Raw genomic sequence first — 19,525 nt, 5'->3', positions numbered from 1 at the left:
ACCTTGGCACAGGCGTCACAACGTATTCGTAATTTTTCTATTATTGCACATATCGATCATGGTAAATCTACTTTAGCTGACCGGCTGATAGAATATACCGGGGCCTTGAGTAAACGAGAAATGGAAGCGCAAGTCCTTGATTCCATGGATTTAGAGCGTGAGCGCGGGATTACTATTAAGCTACAGGCTGTACGCTTAAACTATCAGGCTAAAGATGGACAAGTCTATGAACTGAATCTGATTGATACACCTGGTCACGTAGATTTTACGTACGAGGTGTCCCGTAGTTTGGCGGCCTGTGAGGGAGCGCTGCTGGTTGTCGATGCGGTCCAAGGGATTGAGGCACAGACCTTAGCCAATGTTTATCTGGCGTTAGAAAATGATCTTGAGCTTATTTCAATTATTAATAAAATTGATCTTCCTAGTGCTGAGCCTGAGCGTGTTAAAGAAGAGATTGAAGAGGTAATCGGATTAGATGCCAGTGATGCTATTCTTGCTTCGGCTAAGACGGGAGTCGGGATTGAGGAAATTCTCGAACGTATTGTGGAAAAAGTCCCACCTCCAAAAGGGGATGATCAAGCTCCTCTCAAAGCTTTGATTTTTGATTCTAAATTCGATGCCTATAAAGGGGCTATTTCCTATGTTCGGATCGTCGAGGGACGAGTTGGCAAAGGTACAACCATGAAAATGATGGCGACTGGAAAAACCTTCGAAGTGACAGAAGTGGGCGTGTTTGCTCCGGCGATGCAGATTGTCGATGAGCTTAGAGCGGGTCAAGTTGGATTTATCGCTGCGAGTATCAAAAACGTTAAGGATACTCAAGTCGGGGACACGATAACGGATGCAGAAAACTCCGCACTTGAACCGCTACCTGGCTATAGAAAGGCAACTCCGATGGTGTTTTGTGGACTTTATCCAGTTGATGCGAGCGATTATAATAAGCTGCGTGACTCTTTGGAGAAGCTTCATCTTAACGATGCAAGTTTGGTCTTTGAACCAGAAACGTCCGTAGCTTTGGGATTTGGTTATCGATGCGGATTTCTAGGGTTGCTTCATATGGAGATTGTCCAGGAACGCTTGGAACGAGAATATGATCTGAATATGATTACCACGGCACCCAGTGTAATTTATAAAGTTAACACAACCAAAGGGGACGTTCTGAGCATTGACAATCCTTCAAATCTCCCACCTGTTGACCGAATAGTGAGTATTGAAGAACCCGTGGTGAAAGCTACAATCTTGGTGCCAGCGGAGTATGTCGGCGTGATTATGGAGCTCAATCAAGAAAAGCGTGGAACGTATTCTAACATGGACTATGTCTCCAAGAGTCGGGTGAAACTAATCTATGAACTCCCGCTCAGCGAAATTGTTTTTGATTACTTTGATCAATTAAAATCAAGGACTAAAGGGTATGCTTCTCTGGATTATGAACTATCTGGGTATAAAGAGACAGATTTAGTTAAGATTGATGTCCTTCTGAACGGGGAATTGGTGGATGCGCTTTCTTTCATTGTTCATAAGGCCAAGGCGTATAATCGGGGCAGAAAGCTAGTCGAGAAACTTCGTGGAATTATTCCGAGGCATATGTTTGAAATCCCAATCCAGTCAGTAATTGGAAACAAAGTTATAGCCCGCGAGACCGTAAGTGCCATGCGGAAAGACGTTTTGTCCAAGTGCTATGGGGGGGATATCTCCCGGAAACGAAAGCTTCTCGAGAAGCAAAAAGCCGGGAAAAAGCGAATGAAGCAGGTCGGCAGTGTCGAAATACCTCAGAATGCATTTATGGCTGTCTTGCAGATTGAGGATTAGGAGTGTGCACCTATGCCTTCCCTATACGTTCATGTTCCGTTTTGTGTCCAAAAATGCGATTACTGTGCCTTTTATTCTCAGGCGCTGGTGGATAACCCCAAGGAGCTTGTTTCCGTGTATTTAGAGAGCTTAGAAGTCGAAAGCTCTACGCGACAAAAAGATGCCCCTCAGGGGGTATCTTCTCTTTTTATCGGAGGTGGGACTCCAACGGCGCTTAAGGATAACGAGCTAGAACAATTGATGGGGATGATTCATCAGTTTTTCAGCATAAACTCAGGAGCTGAAAAAACGGTCGAAGGAAATCCTGGAACTCTATCAGACGAAAAGCTGGCAATATTACGGCGTTATGGGATTAATCGTTTTTCACTCGGGGTTCAGTCTTTTGACGATTCATTGTTACGAGCGGTAGGTCGAGTTCACACTGCGGAACAAGCTCGTAAAGCCCTTCAACGCTTGAGGGCGGCAGGGTTTAAGAACGTTAATTTGGATTTGATGTTCGGACTTCCCGAGCAGGATATGGCAGCTTGGCAGGTGTCCATAGAAGAGGCTTTGTCTTATTCTCCTGAGCACTTATCACTCTACGGGTTAATGCTAGAGGAAGGCACGCCACTCTATGGACGATATATGGGGACCAGAGAGCTTGCAAGAGGAGAAAAATTGGAACTAGGTGGACTTCCAGATGATGACCTACAAGCTGAAATGTACGAATGGGCAGTACTAAGGTTAAAACAGGCAGGATATAGGCAGTACGAAACGTCTAATTTTGCGCTCCCGGGTTTTGAATGTCAGCATAATCTAGGCTATTGGCGGGGCGGGGACTATTTAGGCTTAGGTCCTGGAGGGGTGTCTTGCTTGGATAGGGTGCGGTGGAAAAACATTGAAGATGTATGTTCCTATGCAAATTTGCTTCTCAAAGGGGAAAGTCCGTTGGACGAGGCGGGGCAGGAAGTCTTATCTTTGCGCGAGTGTATGGCAGAGCGTATGATTTTGGGGTTAAGGCTTGAAGAAGGAGTACATCTTTCCTCGTTTAAAAATGATTTTGGAGCGGATCTCAGGGATATTTACAGGGACGTTTTGGCACGCTATGATAGGGGGATTTTTGTATTTCAGGGTGAATATCTAAGTTTGAATCCGAGATATGCTTTTGTAGCGAATGCTATTTTGCGGGAGTTTGTGTAAGGGACTTGTATCACACAGCGCTCGGTGCTTACGACGCAGAGCAAACTAACCGTTCAAGCTCCTACTATGGGGAGCGGGGTTCATCCTTCGGCGATAGTATTATATAAAAGAACCCGCCTACGGCGATAATCTCCACTGGAGACTATCGTGCCAAATTCGCCATCCTTGGCTCAGTTGGCGGCAGTGCACATCCTTTGTGCACTGCCCCGCCTCTGGGGTCGGTCGCTTGAACGGAAGTTTGCTATTCTGCTTACGTAAAGACGTCGCGCTCGTGTGACACTGCGTCCTGGACTTGGGTCAGGGAACGGAGCGGAAGTTGGGGACGGTTCTTGGTTTGAATTCTGGGGGACGGCACATTGATGTGCACTGTCTTGTCTTAGGGGTCGCTTTAACGGAAGTTGCTATTCTGCTTACGTAAAGACGTTGCGCTCGTGTGACACTGAGTCCTAGGCATAGGTTGGAGAACGGCGTGCAAGTCGGGGACGGTTCGTGGCTTGCGTTCGACCTTCTGATTGCATCGGAAGGCTGTAAAAGCTTAGTATTATTCTATATAAAACTCTCAAGGTATTTTGTTAAAATGATTCTTGACAAAGCTAAAATGAAGTGGTAATGTGAAGACATCAACTGTTAGCACTCATCAAGAGAGAGTGCTAACAACGAACTCGGACGATGAACTTGAGGTGTGTAATGTTCGGGTGAGTCCCTAGTAGTTAGTTTTGGAAAGGCGGAAAGCATTATGCAAATGGATGAACGAAAACGCAAAATACTACGGGCGATTGTTCAGGATTATATTGCTACCGCTGAGCCGATTGGTTCTCGTACGATTGCGCGTAAATTTGATCTTGGAGTATCCTCCGCGACGATACGCAATGAGATGGCGGATTTAGAAGATTTAGGGTTTATCGAACAACCTTATACTTCCGCTGGACGGATTCCATCCGATGCGGGTTATCGGTATTTTGTAGATTGTCTGATGGATCCTAAGGTCCTTAACGCTGAAGAAAAGGAATTTATTGAGCGAGAAAGTACGAGAAGAATCCATGAGATTCAAGAAGTTATTACCCATACCAGTAAATTATTATCTGAGCTTACGAATTTGACGAGTCTTGTCCTTGGACCCCATAAGGCTAAAAGTAAGTTTGGGAAATTGCATTTTCTACCGTATCAACCGGGGCAGGTTATTATGGTCATCGTGAAAGAAAATGGTGCTGTTGAAAATCATATTATTGAGGTTGGGGACAATCAAACAGCGGAAGAGCTTCAACAAGTGGCTGAAGTTTTTAATCAAAAAATGCGTGGGTACTCTTTAAACCAAGTTAAACGCAGCATGCTGCATGAAATCTATAGCGAATTGTCAAGGCAGAGGCTTTTGATTGATAATACTCTCGATATGCTTAGAGCCATTCTGGACGATAGCGAAGGAGAGGAACGGATCTGTCTTGGGGGGACCCTCAATATGTTAAATCAACCTGAATTTAAGGATTTAGGGAAGGTTAAAACGTTATTTAAAATCTTCGAAGAAAATGAGCCGCTTAAAAAACTATTACATCCTGACCAAGAGGGACTAAATGTCACGATCGGTGGAGAAAATAGCTTGAAGGAATTTAAGGATTGTAGTGTCATTTCTGCTACTTATAGAGTCAATGGTCTAACCATCGGTGCGGTGGGGGTGCTTGGTCCAACACGTATGGATTATGCTAAGGTCATTGCAATTGTTGATTTTATGACGCGTAGTTTGACGGATGTCCTGACGAAACGCAAGCGGTGACGAAGCATGAATAAGCCGCAGATGGCGTGAAATTGCTCTGCTCACCACAGCGCCGTCGCTAGCGCGCTTGATTACGAGGCAAGCTTAGGCAAACCTCTGGGCTTTCTGAATGTGAACCTGTGCCACGCTAACGCCTCGTAATGTAAGCGCGCTAGACAGCGACTCTGCTGAATCGGTTCGCTCCGCAAAGTCACACCATCTGCTGGGTCGACGAGGGTTGGAGATGAGGTGGAACGATGAGAAAGTTTAGAACGTTTGGACGTCGGGATAACGGTGGGGATAACGATTAATAGAGCGAAACGTTGGTTATAGGGAGTTGAATTTCTTCGCTCTCAACTGGGTAAAGCATTAAATATGCGGGTGATTGAGCCTTTTAGGTTCATTCTTATATAAATTTTGTGACTAAGTTATGAGAGGTGATCATGCATGGCGCGAATGAGAGAAGATACTCTCAGAGGCCGAGAGCTAAGTAGTGACGAAGATAATTTGGGAGATAAGCAAGAACATGAATCTGAGAAATCCATACACGACGAAGATAGTCTGGATAGCAAGGATATGAGCCCTCCGGAGAAAATTCTTACCTTGGAAGCGGAGCTTATCCAGGCTAGAGCTAAAGCAGATGAGCATTATGATCATTTGCTACGCATGCAGGCAGATTTCGATAATTATCGAAAACGGACACAGAAGGAAAAGACAGAAATCATCAAATATGCATCTGAACGTGTTGTTGGGGAGTTGCTTCCTGTTTTAGACAATTTTGAGCGAGCAGTCAGTGCCGCTCAAATCAATCCTGATTTCGCAGCTTTTTCACAAGGGGTGGAGATGATTTTACGTCAGTTGCAAACGGCGCTTAGCAAAGAGGGTCTCAAGGCGATTGAAGCCGTTGGGCAGCCGTTCGACCCAAATCTTCATGACGCAGTGCTGCGGGTGGAGTCAGAAGAGCATCCTGAGAATACTGTGGTCGACGAACTGCAAAAGGGATATTACCTAAAAGAAAAGGTTTTACGTCCTAGTATGGTTAAAGTTTCGAACTAGTTATAAGGAGGAAGAAAACAATGGGTAAAATTATTGGTATTGACTTAGGTACTACAAATTCTTGCGTAGCTGTTATGGAAGGTGGAGAAGCAGTTGTTATCCCTAATGCGGAGGGAAATCGTACAACTCCATCTGTAGTAGGTTTTTCTAAATCTGGCGAGCGACTCGTCGGACAGGTGGCCAAACGGCAATCTGTTTCCAATCCGGACAAAACCGTCAGTTCCATTAAACGCCATATGGGTACAGATCATAAAGTAAAGATTGAAGATAAGACCTATAGTCCTCAAGAAATTTCGGCGATGGTTCTCCAGAAACTCAAAACGGATGCTGAAGCCTATATCGGACAGCCTGTTACCCAAGCTGTTATTACAGTTCCTGCCTATTTTACCGATGCCCAACGTCAAGCAACAAAAGATGCAGGAGCGATTGCTGGACTTGAAGTACTACGGATTATTAACGAGCCTACTGCGGCTGCACTTGCCTATGGCCTCGACAAAAAGGATGACTCGACTGTTTTGGTCTTTGACCTAGGGGGCGGAACCTTTGATGTTTCAATCCTCGAATTAAGCCAAGGAATGGTTGAAGTTAAAGCCACGAGCGGGAATAATCGTTTAGGTGGCGACGATTTTGACCAGCGCCTGATTGACTATATGGTGGCAGAATACAAGAAAAGTCATGGAGCGGATCTTTCTAAAGACCGAGTTGCTCTCCAACGTTTAAAAGAGGCTGCTGAAAAAGCCAAGATTGAGCTTTCTGGAGTGACCAATTCTAATGTCAATTTGCCCTTTATTACCATGACTGAAGAAGGCCCTCAACATTTAGATATGAATATTTCTCGAGCTAAATTTGAAGAAATTATCTCTGACCTTGTGGAATCTACTCTTGGTCCCACACGTCAAGCGATTGAAGATGCTAAGCTTTCCTGGAATCAAATTGATCAGATCATTCTTGTAGGTGGATCCACTCGTATCCCATCCGTTCAAGAAGCTGTCAAAAAGTTGAGTGGAAAAGAACCACACAAAGGGGTTAACCCAGATGAAGTAGTTGCTATGGGTGCAGCAATTCAAGGGGGCGTACTCAGTGGTGAAGTCAAAGACATGATCTTGCTGGATGTTACCCCGCTGTCTTTAGGGATTGAGACCCTTGGCGGAGTGTTCACTCGGATAATTGATCGAAATTCCACGATTCCAACCACGAAATCACAGACCTTCTCAACGGCTGCAGACAATCAAACCTCTGTCGATATTCATGTACTTCAAGGGGAACGTGAAATGGCGAGTTACAACAAGACACTCGGACGTTTCCAACTTACAGGAATTCCTCCTGCTCCACGTGGTATTCCACAGATCGAAGTTAAATTTGATATTGATGCCAATGGTATTGTTCATGTCTCAGCCAAAGATGTGGCTACCGGAAATGAGCAAAAAGTGACCATTACTTCTTCAACAGGTCTTTCCAAAGAAGACATTGAAAAAATGAAGCAAGACGCTGAACTTCATGCAGAAGAAGATAAGAAACACAGAGAAATGATCGATGCTAAGAACCAAGCGGATTCGTTAGTCTATCAAACTGAAAAAACGATGAAAGAGTTTGAAGGTAAGGGAGATGCTGCAGAAGTTGAAAGTATTAATAAAGCGTTGGGAGATCTGAAAACTGCTGCTGCCGGTGATAGTGTTGAAGAGATTAATGCTAAAATTGAAGCTTTGAACAAAGTTCTTCACCCTTATATTGAAAAAATGTATCAACAACAAGCGGCTCAAGAGCAGAATGCTGGGGCACAACCTGGAGCTGGAGCTGGAGAGGGCAAAAAAGATGATGATGTAGTAGATGCTGAGTTTACTGAAGTGAAGAAGGAATAGAAACGGGGAACAGGATGAAGTGCGGGATAGAGTGAAATTGCTCCGCTCACCACGGCGCCGTCGCTATCACGCTTGATCACGAGGCGAGCGTTGGCAAACCTCAGGGTAATACCTGATGTGAACCTGTGCCACGCTAACGCCTCGTAATCTAAGCGCGATAGACAGCGACTCTGCCTAATGGATTCGCTCCGCAAGTTCACTCCATCCTGTTTGGGGTCGACGAGGGCTTGGGCCGACGGGAGTCGGGTTTGCCGGGCGGGAGCTGAGGTGGCAACGAGGAAGAACGTTGTTGAATTACTTCGTCTCAACACGTCGCCAAAGCATCTGCTTCGTAAAGGACGGTAAAAATTTGATTGAAATTGGTTTTGATATATAGTTGAGACTATGTCTTAGGGTACAAAGGTTTAAGCCTTTGTGCCCGCCTTTGTTTGTAGAAAAGCAAATTAAATCCCATAAAAATGGATATTTCCTTGTGCTTGAAGGCGAGCGGTCATATAATACTATAGTACTTTGATACTACAGTGGAATGGGTTAAGCAGGAGTGTGGAGGGAAATCATGAAACGCGATAACTATGAGGTGCTCGGGGTCGAGCGAAATGCCGGTGAACAGGAGATTAAAAAGGCGTACAGAAAGTTAGCCCGCCAATATCACCCGGATGTCAACCCGGGGGACAAAGCTGCTGAAGAGAAATTTAAGGAAGTCGCCGATGCTTATGAAGTTTTAGGTGATCCGGAGAAAAGAGCGCGTTATGACCAATTCGGTCATGCCGATCCTAGCCAGGGTGGGTTCGGAGATGCTGGAGGCTTCGGTGACATTTTTGATATGTTCTTTGGCGGAGGCGGTGGGCAACGGCGCGGAGGTCCACAACGGGGCTCAGACTTACGCTATGCCATGACCTTGAGCTTTGAAGAAGCGGTGTTTGGGGTCGAAAAGGAAATTCAGATTCCGCGGGACGAAACCTGTTCGGACTGTCAGGGTTCTGGTGCTGCGCCGGGAACGCATCCGACGACGTGTTCTCAGTGTCATGGCAGCGGGCAGGTCAAAGTTACTCAGCGTACCCCCTTTGGTCAGATCCAAACGGCGAGAACTTGTACTACCTGTCAGGGAGAAGGGCGTACTGTCAGTAGCCCATGCTCATCGTGTCATGGACAAGGGAAAGTCCGTAAGGTCAAAACAATTAAGATCAGTATTCCTCAAGGTTCGGAAGATGGTTTAAATTTAAGGCTCAGTGGGGATGGTGAAGCAGGAGCAAAAGGTGGGCCTCCGGGAGACCTTTATATCATTTTGCAGGTCAAGCCACATAAGTTCTTTGAACGTGATGGAAATGACGTTTATTGTGAGGTTCCGATTACCTTTATCCAGGCGGCTTTGGGAGCAGAAATCGATGTCCCAACTTTAGATGGAGTGGTTAAGATGAAAATCCCTGAGGGGACACAGACTGCTACAATCTTTAGGCTTAAAGGACACGGAATTCCTCATCGCAGAGGCAGTGGTCGTGGGGATCAGCATGTTCGAGCTGTCTTGACAACACCGACCAAGCTGAATGAAAAACAGAAGAAGCTGTTACGTGAATTCGGCGAAGTAACTTCCGAGCAACAGCAAATGGGCAAAAAATCTTTGTTTGAAAAGTTCAAAGAAAATCTACGCGATGCGATGGGCTAAAAAGGAGTATAAACATGGATTGGCGTGAAGTGGCGGTAACAGTTTCATCCGATGGAGAAGAAGCTGTTGCCGATCTTTTTTATCAATTAGGTTGTTCAGGTGTCAGTATCGAAGATCCAGAAGTTTTGCTGAATTACATTGAATCTGGAGAGTGGGATTACCATAGTTTTGGAGAGGTTAAGCTCACTGGGACTTCGGTTGTAAAGGGCTATTTTGCTGAAGATGATGAATTAGGGGAGAAACTGGGCAAGCTTGATTTGGGAGTTCAAGAGCTGCTGAAGCGCTCTCCAGATTGGGTTATTCAGACTAAAGGGCTAACGCTGAAGGAAGTTGATTGGGAAACCGCGTGGAAGGCCTATTTTAAACCGGTTCGAATTGGCAAACATATGTTAGTTAAGCCAACTTGGGAGCAGGCAGAGCTTTTGCCTGGGGACATCGTCATAGAACTTGACCCAGGTATGGCTTTTGGAACTGGGACCCATCCGACGACTACACTGTGTCTGAAAACGATGGAGGGCATCATTAAGCCGGGGCAAACTGTGTTTGATTTGGGGACTGGTTCTGGAATTTTGGCCGTTGCTGCTGCCAAACTCGGCGCAAAGGTCGAGGCGGTGGATCTTGATTCGGTCGCAATCAAGGTAGCCCAAGAAAACGTGGACTTAAATGGTGTGCAGGATCAAGTTCGAGTGGCTCGTGGAGATTTAGGCACTGTACTGACGGGACAAGCGGATGTCGTAATTGCCAATATTATTGCAGATGTTATATTAATATTGCTGCCAGATTTAAAACGTATATTGCATCCCAAGGGTGAGTTTTTAGCGTCTGGCATTATTGATAACCGAGCAGATGAAGTGGAAGAAGCCCTTGAGGGAGCCGGGCTCGAGATTATTGAACGCATTTTGGATGCTGGGTGGATTTTATTTCGAGCGAGGTGGGCCAATCGTGAATCGGTTTAAAATTACAGAGCTTGGAAACGATGTTTTTTGGTTGCGTGAATCGGAACGAGAGCACCTTGTCCGTGTGCTTAGGCTTTCGCCGGGAGACTTGGTTGTGGGTTATGATAATTCCGGGAGAGAGTATACGAGTGTCATCCTTAAGATCGAGGACAAAAGTGTCACTTGTCGGATTCTTAGTACAGATCAGCCTGATGTAGAGGCCCATACCGCTGTTTATTTAGTGGCAGGACTTTCCAAAGGGGAAAAGATGGAATGGGTGATTCAGAAAGGGACTGAGCTGGGCATGATGGGGCTTATTCCTTTGCGAGCTAAGCGGTCAATTGTACATATTGAGGGAATTAAAGCACTGGACAGGGTCGCTCGGTGGCAAAAAATTGCCTCGGAAGCTTCAAAACAGTCGCATAGGGTACAGGAACCGGAAATTTTTGAGGTTAGCGATTGGAAGAATCTGAAAGAGAAATTACCTGAGGGGACTCAGTGGATTATTCCCTATGAAGAAGAAAAGACTCAACGCTTAGCTTCCGTGCTTAAAACGATGGATCCTGAGCGCCCTATTGCCCTGCTGATTGGTCCTGAGGGAGGGTTTGAGGAGGCTGAGGTTGCTTGGGCGCAAGAAGAGCTGGGGGCTCAAAGTGTCTCGCTGGGTCCGAGAATTCTTCGGACGGAAACGGCGGCCTTGGCCGTGCTCACGATGGTTTTGGCGCATTATGGGGATTTAGGGTAGGGGACTTGTGGGACACAGCGCTCGGTGCCTACGACGCAGAGCAAACTAACCGTTCAAGCTCCTACTGTGGGGAGCGGGATACCCGCCAGACTCGCCATCCTTGGCTCGGTTGGCGGCAGTGCACATCCTTGTGCACTGTCCCGTATCTGGGGTCAGTCGCTTGAACGGAAGTTTGCTTTTCTGCTTACGTAGAGACGTCGCGCTCGTGTCACACTGCGTCCCTGGTCTGGGTCGGGGAACGGAAGAACGGAAGAACGGAAGAACGGAAGAACGAAGGAACGGAAGAGCGAGGGATGAGGAACGAAAGGTTTGGGAGACGGCACATTTATGTTCGCCGTCTTGTCTCTAGGGCCGATTTATTTGAATCACTAGCCACGAACCACGTTAAAGAAGGTGGAGAGTTAATGTCTCAAGAAGGTGAACCAGTTAATACGCATGCACCGATCTTCGAACCACGTACTACGAACGATGAATCACGAAAGGCTGTATGTTTTGTTACACTGGGTTGTAAAGTGAATCAAACCGAAAGTGAAGCGATGGCTCAACTTTTTCGAGAGGCTAAGTATCAAGTTGTAGGTGCCTCGGAAGAAGCGGATGTTGTGGTGGTTAATACTTGTACGGTGACAAATACTGGAGATAGTAAATCCCGCCAAGTTATTCGTCGAATGATTAAGGCTCACCCTGAGAGCGTTGTCGTGGTCATGGGCTGTTACGCCCAGACGGCACCGGGCGAAATTTTGGGGATTGAAGGGGTTGATCTGGTCCTTGGAACTCAGGATCGTGTGAAGATTTTAGAGTGGATTGAGCGTGTGAAAGCGGAGAGAAAGCCTCAGAATGCTGTGCGTGGGATTTGGGATGCTGAGGAATTTGAAGAGCTTCCACAACTCAGTGAGGAGCATCGCACTCGCGCGATGTTGAAGATTCAAGAAGGGTGTAATCAGTTCTGTACGTACTGTATTATTCCGTATGCCAGGGGTCCTTTGCGGAGTCGTATTCCAGAGAATGCAATTGCAGAGGCTCGGAGGTTAGTTGAGGAGGGATATCCTGAAATTGTTTTGACCGGGATTCATACAGGGTATTACGGACAGGACTTGGAAGAACCTTGGAGCTTAGCTCGTTTGGTTAGAGAACTTGACAAGATTTCTGGGCTTCGTCGCCTGCGCCTAAGTTCGATTGAACCGATGGAATATACGGAGGAGTTAATCGAGAGTATTGTTGCGTCTGATAAGGTGTGCCCCCATTTACATATGCCTTTACAGAGCGGTAGTGATAGGGTGCTAGCTCGTATGCACCGTCCCTATAATTTGAGCCAATATAAAGAGCTTTTGGAAAGACTCCACCAGAGGATTCCAAATCTTGCGGTCACGACGGATATTATTGCTGGTTTCCCAGGGGAAACTGAAGAGGATCATCTTTCTACGCTTCAATTTGCAAAGTCCTGTGGTTTTTCTGGAATTCATGTGTTTCCCTATTCGAAACGGAAAGGAACCCCTGCAGCGGATTATCCGGATCAAGTTTCGAAGAAACTCAAGGATCAACGGGTTAAGGAACTTTTGTTGGTTGCCCGAGAGAGTCAGCAAGCATTCATTCGTCCGTTTATTGGAAAACCAGTCGAAGTGCTGATTGAATGGGTTGATCCAGAGGGGTGTGCTGTGGGGCATACACCTCATTATATTCAGGTTCACCTGCCGTCTCAGGAGGATGGGAAGTCGTGGACCGCGGGACAGCTTGTGACGGTCATTCTGGAGGAGCGCCATATTAAGCGATCCTAAGTAAGGTATATAAGTATTAGGCTTGGGGATAGCAAACAAAACATCCCTTGACAGAGATTTGATAGATTTGACAGATTGGCGGGGAAATTTAGTCAATTTAAACGCTTCGATGGAATAAGATAAGGGAGGAACTAAAAATGCCGATGTCGGACTGTATCTTTTGTAAAATTGCCCGGCGTAATATTCCTAGCGAAATCGTCTATGAAGACGACGAGATCCTTGCTTTCAAAGATATTCAACCTTTAGCGCCTGTGCATTTGGTGATAATTCCGAAAATCCATTTGCGGAATCTTAATGATATTACTCCCGAGCACGAGCGGCTAATGGGACACTTCTTCGGGGTAATTCCTCGGTTAGCAAAGGAATTCGGAGTGGCAGAGACCGGTTATAGAGTAGTCACTAATAATGGAACAGACGGGGGGCAAGTCGTGGGACACCTGCATTTTCATTTGCTCGGAGGGCAGGCTCTCAATGCTACAATTGGATAATGTTTGATGGCGCTAAGTTAAACGGCCTGGGAAGATCAGTCTTACTGACCATGACAGGCAAAGTCAACTTGACGCAACCTACTTAATCCAGTATAATAATAAAGTATATTTGTGATGATCCAGTGGAGGGAGGGATAAGACAATGAGTGAAGTCAAAGTTGGTAAAAACGAATCCCTTGATGCCGCACTCCGCCGGTTCAAGCGTACTTGTCAAAAGGCAGGGGTTAGTGCAGAAGCTCGTAAGCATGAGGCATATGAAAAGCCAAGTGTGAAGAGAAAGAAGAAGTCTGAAGCTGCACGTAAACGCAAGTTCAAGTAAGGAGTGTCTCGAATTGACCCTGAAAGATCGCCTCGTTGAGGATATGAAGGTTGCCATGAAGGCCAAAGAGGAGGGGAAGGTAAGACTTTCCGTCATTCGAATGGCTAGGGCTGCTATAAAGAATGCTGAGATCGATAAGAGAATTGAATTTAACGATGATCAAGTCATTGAAGTATTAGCACGCGAAATGAAGCTGCGTCGGGATGCGCTTGAGGTTTTTGGACAAGCGGATCGCCCCGATAAGGTAAAGGCTCTGGAGGAAGAAATGGTCGTTCTGATGGATTACCTTCCTCAACAGCTTTCCGAAGGGGAAATTCGCCAGCTTGTTCAAGAGACAGTTACCACAATAGGGGCTTCGGGTCCTAAAGACCTCGGGAAAGTCATGGGTCAATTAACACCTAAGACGAAAGGCCGTGCAGATGGCAAACTTGTCAATCAGATTGTACGAGAAATCCTCGGGGCATAACCTATTAGTATTTTGTAAAAAAGGCCGGTTACAGGGTTAATTGTAACTGGCCTTTTTTATGTTAGGCTTGGACTATTCTTGCTCTTTCCTTCATAACTATTCATAGAAGGAGGGGGCTATTTTTGTTTAAAAAAATTCAAACAAGTGTAGGCGACGTTTTGGATTTTCCACCGGATGTGGCGGGAGAAGGTCCTAAAATTACCATAACTGGTCGGGAGCAAATCCTAGTCGAGAATTATTTCAGCATTGTTAACTTTTCTGAGGAAGAAATTCGTTTGGAAACAGCTAAAGGAGATCTCTTTTTTAGAGGAAAAGGACTAGTGCTCAAAGTGATATTAGCTACCGAACTGCGGATTGAAGGGGAACTTTCTTCCTTATCGTTTGGATCGTTTGGAGGGGGAGAGATAAAGTAATGTTTGATTGGATACGGACGTTCTGGTACGGCCGAGTTCTTTTCTTGGCAAGGGGAGAGCAGTTGGCACGTTTCATTAATCAAGCCTTAAAAGATGGCGTAATTTTATATCACACGCAAAGATCTGAGCGGGGAATGCGAGCACAGATTAAGCTGGCAGATTTTCGACGTTTGCGCAAGGCAGCTCGATTAACCCATACAAGGGTACACATTGTGGCCAAATATGGTTGGCCTTTTGTTGCCGCGCGTTGGTGGCGGAGAAAGGGACTCTTAGTAGGAATTATCATGATTGCCTTGGTGTTAAGCGTTATGTCGCAGCTTGTACTTTCAATTTCGGTGACGGGAAATCGAAACTTATTGTCACCTGACGTTTTAGCACGTGCTGAGAAACTTGGGCTTAAACCATGGGTGTTTTCCAAGACGCTCGATTTAAATGGTATTGCTAAGGTACTTCAGGAAGAATTGCCAGATGCCGCTTGGGTAGGGATAGAACGTCAGGGTACGACTATTAAAATTAAGATTTCGGAAAAAATTCGCCCGTCCATTCCTGGAGAAGCAGGTAATCTCGTTGCTAATCATGCGGGGGTTGTAAAGGAGATCATGGTCATTGAAGGAACTCCTCAGGTACACGAAGGAGAAACTGTGCGAGCCGGGCAAGTATTAATTCTGAAGCCTAATGCTGTTAACTTGAACAATGCTCAACAGCCTCTACCAGCTTCGGTAGCTAGAGGTTTTGTGCGTGCGCGAGTGTGGTACAGTGCCGAAACAGCGATCCCCTTGGTAGAAGACAAAGTGGAGGAAAGTGGGAGAATTGCCACAGGGTGGGGTATAAAATTTGGTTCACGCGTCATAATGGTAACAACGCAGAATTCGCCTTTTGAGCAAGGACGTAAAGAAGTAGTAAGCCTTTCCCTAAAACCGTGGAGGAATTGGCGCTTTCCTGTCGAAGGTATTAAGATAAAGTATGTTGAACTTCGTGAAGTGCATCTTGAGCGTACTGGCGCGGAAGCCCTTCAACTGGCTGAACAAGCTGCTAGGGCTGAAGTTCAGAAGAAAGTAGCAACTAAGATTCCGATTGTGCGAGAAACGGTTAAGGTTCTTACCAACAATTCCGATCTAGTGCGTGTTAGGGTAGAGTTGGAAACTTATGAAGATTTGGCAGTTTACGCCAATTCATAAGGAGTACGGAGGGTTATTTAGATCACGTAAGCATTTGAACTTTGTATGGTATATAGAAGTAAGGATGATGGCATGAAGATTAGACTATTTAGAACAATGTGGGAGGGGTTATCTCGAAGTATGGAATTGTTTAAACATCACACCACATGGCTTCGCGTCATTGTCGGGGTGATGTATTTTCTGTTGTTTGTCGTTCTGCTCTCCTCCAATATTTTTGTCTCCACCCTTCAATTAGAATTAGGGGAACCTAGTCCACAACTCATCACGGCTCCGTGGAATAAGGACATTGAAGATATTCAAGGCTATTCTCAAAACTTGGATAAAGCTGAGAAAGCTGTTCAACCGGTTTACAAACCCGATGAGGAATATTTGAATTTATTGGCAAAGGATTTAGGGAAAACGTTTACCACGTTGCGTGATGTGGAGTCAACTTCGAAGGATGATCGTGCACGTATTAATCAACTGAAGCAAACCCAGCCTTTTAAGGATTTGCCGGAGGGCGTATTGTCGTCCTTAGTGAAGATAAGTCTGGATGATTTGAATGCGGATGAACAGGTCAGTAGAGACATTATCTTTAGCAGAGCGCGCAATTTGGATTCTGGAGCTAGGACATACGCAGAGTTAGATGGGTTTCTTCAAAAAACTAAAACTGATCTTAATCAGTCGGGGTTAAATGAGCATGTCAAAGCATTATTAAAGGTCTTCTTAGAACAGGAAATTACACAACCCACTCTGATTGTAGACGATATTACGACAGAAACTTTGCGCACAGCTGCAAAAAGTCTTGTAAAAAAGGATGTGCTGCGTTACAAGGCCAACCAAAAAATCGTTGGAGTGGGCGAGATTGTTGACGAAACAGATTACCAAGTCTTGGTCGAGTATGGCTTAATTAATAGCCATAATACGTGGAAAGCAACATTTGGAATTGCCTTGATTGTTCTCGCAGGAATGGGAACGATTTTGGTTTATATGTTACAGTATAAACGGGATATCTTCCTCTTGACCAATCGAATTGTTCTTATAGGGCTGACGATGACGATGGTTTTGGCTATTGGACGTGGAGTGATCGCCTTAAATCTAGGGCCTGATTATAATAACTTGTCAGGCATGCTCATTCCGGTGGCCTGGGCGACGATGTCCGTAGCGATTCTTATTGGTGTGGATATCGCTATGTTGGTTTCCGTTGTCTTAGCGGTGTTTGTGGCTGTCTTAGTGGACCCCTCACTTTCGACTGCCTTTGGCTTGCAGGCGGGTTTAGTGGCTCTCTTTGGTGGGATTGTGGGAGTTTATAGTGTGTCCCATTTGAGTCAGCGTTCGGATTTGGCGCGGGCTGGGATATTTGTGTCCGCGGTCAATGTCTTGGTGATTAGTGGGGTTGCTTTTAGCTCAGATATGCGCTTGACGGTTTGGGCGGTTGGGCTGATTCTTGGGATTGTCAATGGATTAGCGTCATCGTTTTTAACGGTGGGGGCTTTGCACTGGTTCGAATCGGGATTTCGTATCACTTCTTCCGTACGGCTTTTAGAATTATCGAACCCCAATCGCCCGTTACTTAAGCGCTTGCTAATGGAGGCACCGGGAACCTACCATCATAGCATTTTAGTGGGAAATTTAGCGGAAGCTGCAGCAGAAGCAGTTCATGCGGATGCGACCTTGGTAAGAGTAGGCTCCATGTATCACGATATTGGCAAGTTAAAACGCCCGTACTTTTTCATCGAAAATCAGTTTACCCAGGAAAATCCACACGATAAAATAGCTCCGACTTTAAGCTCGCTGATCATTACTTCACATGTTAAAGATGGCTTGGAGTTAGCGAAGGATTATAAACTCCCAACGCAAATCCAAGACATTATCTCCCAGCATCACGGTGACAGTCTGGTCAGTTTCTTTTATCATAAGGCCCTTGAGAATCAGGAAAATGTGCCTGAGGAGTCTTTCCATTACGAAGGGCCAAAACCTCAGACCAAAGAGGCCGCGCTGGTTGCTTTAGCCGATAGTGTGGAAGCGGCAGTGCGTTCTATGAGACAACCTACACCGGGGCGTGTTGAAGGTCTAGTCCGCAAGCTTATTAAAGACAAGCTGAATGACGGACAGTTGGATCAATGTGATTTAACGTTTCAAGATTTAGATCGGATTGCTATGGCCTTTGTCCGTGTCTTAAGTGGAATTTTCCACTCCCGCGTTGAATATCCAGAGATGCCAAGTACACGAGACGCGGGTTTGAGCAAGAAAACCTTGGTAGATGTTAATCAAGAGGATAGTATTGCTTCCCAAAAGGAGAAGCAGCTTGAGAGTCGCGAGGGGTCTCTAGAAACAAAGATTCCTCGAGTGAATCAAAGTAAGCCAATTAAGGATAATTCTTAGGCTTTTGACAAGAGCTACTTAAAAAGTATGCTCAATTTCTGAAGGGGGGAAGGGTGAAGCACTTCTATTTCATGTTGGGAGTGGGTTTGCCTGAAGTACGTGATTTTAGATATCTCTTGGGAAGAGGAGTCTATTTTGCCTGAACGGCAGGATGCTCTTACTACGCTGCTAAATAACGCTATTACTGAGACTATCCACTTGTCTGGTGGGCCGGATGAGGCGGAAGTGAGCTTAATGCTGGTTGATGATCAGCGCATACATGCTTTAAATCTTGAGTATCGAGGAGTGGATCGCCCGACGGATGTTCTTTCTTTTGCCTTGCAAGAGGAAATGGATGAGGAACCGGCTTCCGAGTTTGAAGACGAAATGCTGGGGGATATCGTTATTTCTGTTGAACGGGCAAGAGAGCAGGCAGAGGAGTATGGGCATTCCTTTGAACGGGAAATTGTTTACTTAGCGGTCCATGGAACCCTTCATTTATTAGGGTATGATCACGAAGAAGAGGACGATAAGCTAGAAATGCGCAACAAAGAAGAAGAGGTAATGACTAGATTGGGGTTAGAGAGAGTATAACTATAACCTCAAACATCCTTGTTCGAGTCATGTCAGCGCTTGGCGACAGCCAGGTTTCTTTATAATCAGACCGAAAACGGAGGGGAATATGGGGAGATATCTGAAACCGGGATTTTGGCGCAGTCTCAATCAAGCTTGGCGAGGAATGCTATATACTTTGAAAACTCAAGGACACATGCAGTTTCATGTTGTCGCAGCAATTATTGTTTTGAGCGTTGCTTGGTGGGCTAAGGTTTCACGTTTTGAATGGCTAATTCTTGTTTTAGCGATTGGGAGCGTGATCGGTGCAGAAGTGATGAATTCTGCGGTTGAGATTGTTGTAGATATGGTGCAACCAAACTTTCACCCTCTTGCGGGAATGGCAAAAGATGTGGCGTCAGGAGCGGTTTTAGTGACTGCGATTCAGGCTATCATAATTGGACTAATGGTCTTTGCTCCCTTATTGTATCGCTCTGTGGGCAAGGTTTTTTAGAAATAAGGACAAGAATCTTCCCCCGTTTCAATGGGGAGTAGTTCACAAAGGAGTTGTGTGCTTAAATGCTCGATCCGGAGCTAATGCAAGAACTTACTAATCGGGCACAAGCAGCATACGGGCAAGCTTATGTGCCGTATTCCCATTATCCCGTTGGTTCGGCGGCACTTTTTTCCTCAGGAGAGATTTATAGTGGGTGTAATGTGGAGAACGCCAGTTATGGTTTAACAGTTTGCGCAGAACGAAATGCAATTTTTCAAGCCGTAGCTCGGGGAGAGCGGGAACTAAAAGGTATTGCGATTGCTGTACCGACTGACGTATTTCCGTCCCCTTGTGGGGCTTGTCGACAAGTGATTCGGGAGTTCGCTGAGGATTGCCCGGTTTTCTTAATTAATGGACAGGGTGAAATGAAGGTGACTAGTTTGAAGGCATTATTGCCTGAGGCGTTTGGGCCGGAGTATTTGTAGCGGGACTTGTGGGGGGACTT

Annotated in this window: 20 protein-coding genes; all 20 read left to right on the top strand. The window is 45.7% G+C overall.

Features of this window, described 5'->3' with window-relative positions:
- Positions 1–3: 3 nt before the first annotated feature.
- The 20 genes from lepA to cdd all read left to right on the top strand — a co-directional run bounded on the left by lepA (position 4) and on the right by cdd (position 19,505).
- Positions 4–1,809, top strand: a complete 1,806-nt coding sequence (lepA, locus tag ACYQ3Q_RS06975; RefSeq protein ID WP_459927961.1) for a translation elongation factor 4 — start codon at positions 4–6, stop codon at positions 1,807–1,809.
- Between the two features lie 12 nt (positions 1,810–1,821).
- Positions 1,822–2,988 (top strand): radical SAM family heme chaperone HemW, encoded by a 1,167-nt coding sequence (hemW, locus tag ACYQ3Q_RS06970; protein WP_459927875.1) that lies wholly within the window; start codon positions 1,822–1,824, stop codon positions 2,986–2,988.
- A 292-nt stretch (positions 2,989–3,280) separates the two neighbouring features.
- The gene (locus ACYQ3Q_RS06965) at positions 3,281–3,406 is read left to right on the top strand and encodes a hypothetical protein (RefSeq protein WP_459927874.1); all 126 of its coding nucleotides are present in this window, start codon (positions 3,281–3,283) and stop codon (positions 3,404–3,406) included.
- 318 nt (positions 3,407–3,724) lie between these two features.
- Positions 3,725–4,756, top strand: a complete 1,032-nt coding sequence (hrcA, locus tag ACYQ3Q_RS06960; protein WP_459927873.1) for a heat-inducible transcriptional repressor HrcA — start codon at positions 3,725–3,727, stop codon at positions 4,754–4,756.
- Between the two features lie 426 nt (positions 4,757–5,182).
- Positions 5,183–5,791, top strand: coding sequence for a nucleotide exchange factor GrpE (grpE, locus tag ACYQ3Q_RS06955; protein ID WP_459927872.1), 609 nt, complete (start codon positions 5,183–5,185; stop codon positions 5,789–5,791).
- 20 nt (positions 5,792–5,811) lie between these two features.
- Positions 5,812–7,650, top strand: coding sequence for a molecular chaperone DnaK (dnaK, locus tag ACYQ3Q_RS06950; RefSeq protein ID WP_459927871.1), 1,839 nt, complete (start codon positions 5,812–5,814; stop codon positions 7,648–7,650).
- A 556-nt stretch (positions 7,651–8,206) separates the two neighbouring features.
- Positions 8,207–9,313 (top strand): molecular chaperone DnaJ, encoded by a 1,107-nt coding sequence (dnaJ, locus tag ACYQ3Q_RS06945; protein ID WP_034142753.1) that lies wholly within the window; start codon positions 8,207–8,209, stop codon positions 9,311–9,313.
- A 14-nt stretch (positions 9,314–9,327) separates the two neighbouring features.
- Positions 9,328–10,269, top strand: coding sequence for a 50S ribosomal protein L11 methyltransferase (gene prmA / locus ACYQ3Q_RS06940; protein WP_459927870.1), 942 nt, complete (start codon positions 9,328–9,330; stop codon positions 10,267–10,269).
- A complete protein-coding gene (locus tag ACYQ3Q_RS06935; protein WP_459927869.1) occupies positions 10,256–10,993 on the top strand; it encodes a 16S rRNA (uracil(1498)-N(3))-methyltransferase in 738 nt (245 codons plus the stop codon). The genes prmA and ACYQ3Q_RS06935 overlap by 14 nt, the downstream gene beginning before the upstream one ends.
- A gap of 24 nt (positions 10,994–11,017) precedes the next feature.
- A complete protein-coding gene (locus ACYQ3Q_RS06930; protein WP_291300114.1) occupies positions 11,018–11,185 on the top strand; it encodes a hypothetical protein in 168 nt (55 codons plus the stop codon).
- Between the two features lie 212 nt (positions 11,186–11,397).
- A complete protein-coding gene (gene mtaB / locus ACYQ3Q_RS06925) occupies positions 11,398–12,765 on the top strand; it encodes a tRNA (N(6)-L-threonylcarbamoyladenosine(37)-C(2))-methylthiotransferase MtaB (protein WP_459927868.1) in 1,368 nt (455 codons plus the stop codon).
- 143 nt (positions 12,766–12,908) lie between these two features.
- Entirely contained in the window at positions 12,909–13,253 is a 345-nt protein-coding gene (locus ACYQ3Q_RS06920) for a histidine triad nucleotide-binding protein (protein WP_459927960.1), read from the top strand.
- A 142-nt stretch (positions 13,254–13,395) separates the two neighbouring features.
- The gene (gene rpsU, locus ACYQ3Q_RS06915) at positions 13,396–13,572 is read left to right on the top strand and encodes a 30S ribosomal protein S21 (protein WP_009620268.1); all 177 of its coding nucleotides are present in this window, start codon (positions 13,396–13,398) and stop codon (positions 13,570–13,572) included.
- Between the two features lie 13 nt (positions 13,573–13,585).
- On the top strand, positions 13,586–14,038 hold the full coding sequence (locus ACYQ3Q_RS06910) for a GatB/YqeY domain-containing protein (RefSeq protein ID WP_034142763.1): 453 nt from the start codon (positions 13,586–13,588) through the stop codon (positions 14,036–14,038).
- Between the two features lie 122 nt (positions 14,039–14,160).
- Positions 14,161–14,451, top strand: coding sequence for a YabP/YqfC family sporulation protein (locus ACYQ3Q_RS06905; protein WP_459927867.1), 291 nt, complete (start codon positions 14,161–14,163; stop codon positions 14,449–14,451).
- The gene (locus ACYQ3Q_RS06900; RefSeq protein ID WP_459927866.1) at positions 14,451–15,629 is read left to right on the top strand and encodes a sporulation protein YqfD; all 1,179 of its coding nucleotides are present in this window, start codon (positions 14,451–14,453) and stop codon (positions 15,627–15,629) included. Before ACYQ3Q_RS06905 ends, ACYQ3Q_RS06900 begins: the two co-directional genes overlap by 1 nt.
- A 72-nt stretch (positions 15,630–15,701) precedes the next feature.
- A complete protein-coding gene (locus ACYQ3Q_RS06895; protein ID WP_459927865.1) occupies positions 15,702–17,993 on the top strand; it encodes an HD family phosphohydrolase in 2,292 nt (763 codons plus the stop codon).
- A 99-nt stretch (positions 17,994–18,092) separates the two neighbouring features.
- Complete coding sequence (ybeY, locus tag ACYQ3Q_RS06890; protein ID WP_459927864.1) at positions 18,093–18,566, top strand: rRNA maturation RNase YbeY; 474 nt, start codon at positions 18,093–18,095, stop codon at positions 18,564–18,566.
- An 88-nt stretch (positions 18,567–18,654) separates the two neighbouring features.
- Positions 18,655–19,038 (top strand): diacylglycerol kinase family protein, encoded by a 384-nt coding sequence (locus tag ACYQ3Q_RS06885; RefSeq protein WP_459927863.1) that lies wholly within the window; start codon positions 18,655–18,657, stop codon positions 19,036–19,038.
- 65 nt (positions 19,039–19,103) lie between these two features.
- Positions 19,104–19,505: a cytidine deaminase gene (gene cdd / locus ACYQ3Q_RS06880; protein ID WP_459927862.1), complete on the top strand. Its 402-nt coding sequence runs from the start codon at positions 19,104–19,106 to the stop codon at positions 19,503–19,505.
- Positions 19,506–19,525: the final 20 nt, after the last annotated feature.

It is taken from the genome of Desulfosporosinus burensis (genome assembly GCF_054657535.1).
This window is presented reverse-complemented; position numbering and strand designations above follow the sequence as displayed.